This is a genomic window from Streptomyces sp. NPDC042364 (genome assembly GCF_056437585.1).
In genome coordinates this window covers 1-1,326 of the sequence record NZ_JBWKAJ010000059.1, presented here as the reverse complement: position 1 = coordinate 1,326, position 1,326 = coordinate 1, and the positions used below count along the sequence as shown (strand labels likewise).

Below are 1,326 nucleotides of genomic sequence, written 5' to 3'. Positions count from 1 at the left end.
CGACAAGGGCGACTTCATCGGCAAGGCCGCACTGGAGCGCCGCAAGGAGAACGTCCGGCGCAAGCTGACCTGCCTCACCATCGACGACCCCCGCTGCGTCGTCATGGGCAAGGAACCGGTGTACGACGGCGACCGCGCGGTCGGCTATGTCACCAGCGCCGCCTACGGCTACACCATCGGCAAGGGCATCGCCTACGCCTGGCTCCCCACCGAACTCACCACTCCCCAGACCGTGCTGCACATCGGCTACTTCGACCAGCGCATCGAGGCGGTCGTCACCGAGGAGCCCCTGTTCGACCCCACCATGTCCCGCCTCCGTGGCTGACACCCGGCCACGACCGCAGAGGGAAGGAACACCGCCGGTGAACGCACAACTGCTCGACGGCAAGACGACCGCCGCCGACATCCGCCGCGAACTCACGGAGCGCGTGGCCAAGTTGACCGCCACGGGCGGCCGCCCGCCGGGTCTCGGCACCGTCCTTGTCGGCGAGGACCCAGGCAGCCACGCCTACGTCGCCGGCAAGCACCGCGACTGCGCCCAGGTCGGCATCGCCTCCATCCGCCGGGACCTTCCCGCCGACGCCTCCCAGCAGCAGGTCGAGGACGTCATCGACGAGCTGAACGCCGACCCCTCCTGCACCGGCTACATCGTCCAACTCCCGCTGCCCCGCCATCTCGACGCCAACGCCGTACTGGAACGCATGGACCCGGCCAAGGACGCCGACGGACTGCACCCCGTCAACCTCGGCCGGCTCACCCTCGGTGTCGACGCCCCCCTGCCGTGCACCCCGCGCGGCATCGTCGAACTCCTCCGCCGCCACGAGGTTCCGCTCGCCGGCGCCCGGGTCTGCGTGGTCGGACGCGGCATCACGGTCGGCCGTCCCATCGGCCTGCTGCTCACCCGCCGCTCCGAGAACGCCACGGTGACCCTGTGCCACACCGGCACCAAGGGCCTGGCCTGGCACACCCGCGAGGCCGACATCGTCATCGCGGCGGCCGGTTCACCCGGACTGATCACCAAGGACATGCTGCGCCCCGGCGCGGCCGTCCTGGACGTCGGTATCACCCGCACCGACCAGGGCCTGGTCGGCGACATCCACCCGGACGCCGCCCAGGTCGCCGGCTGGATCGCCCCCATGCCCGGCGGCGTCGGCCCCATGACCCGCGCGATGTTGCTGGCCAATGTGGTCGAGGCTGCCGAGAGGAGTGCCACCGCCGTATGAACGCGCTGGTCCCCCGGTACTCGCAGCATTCGCATCTTTCGGAAGAGGGAGACGCTCGATGAGTCCCCGTACCCCTGGCGCCGATCTCCCTGAGCACCCTGAC

Annotated in this window: 2 protein-coding genes; both read left to right on the top strand. The window is 70.6% G+C overall.

Annotation, left to right across the window (positions count from 1 at the left end):
• A partial coding sequence (locus AC067N_RS38885; protein WP_478683679.1) for a glycine cleavage T C-terminal barrel domain-containing protein occupies positions 1–325 on the top strand: 325 nt, incomplete at its 5' end.
• Between the two features lie 37 nt (positions 326–362).
• The gene (locus AC067N_RS38880) at positions 363–1,223 is read left to right on the top strand and encodes a bifunctional methylenetetrahydrofolate dehydrogenase/methenyltetrahydrofolate cyclohydrolase (RefSeq protein ID WP_478683678.1); all 861 of its coding nucleotides are present in this window, start codon (positions 363–365) and stop codon (positions 1,221–1,223) included.
• The last annotated feature ends 103 nt before the right edge of the window (positions 1,224–1,326 follow it).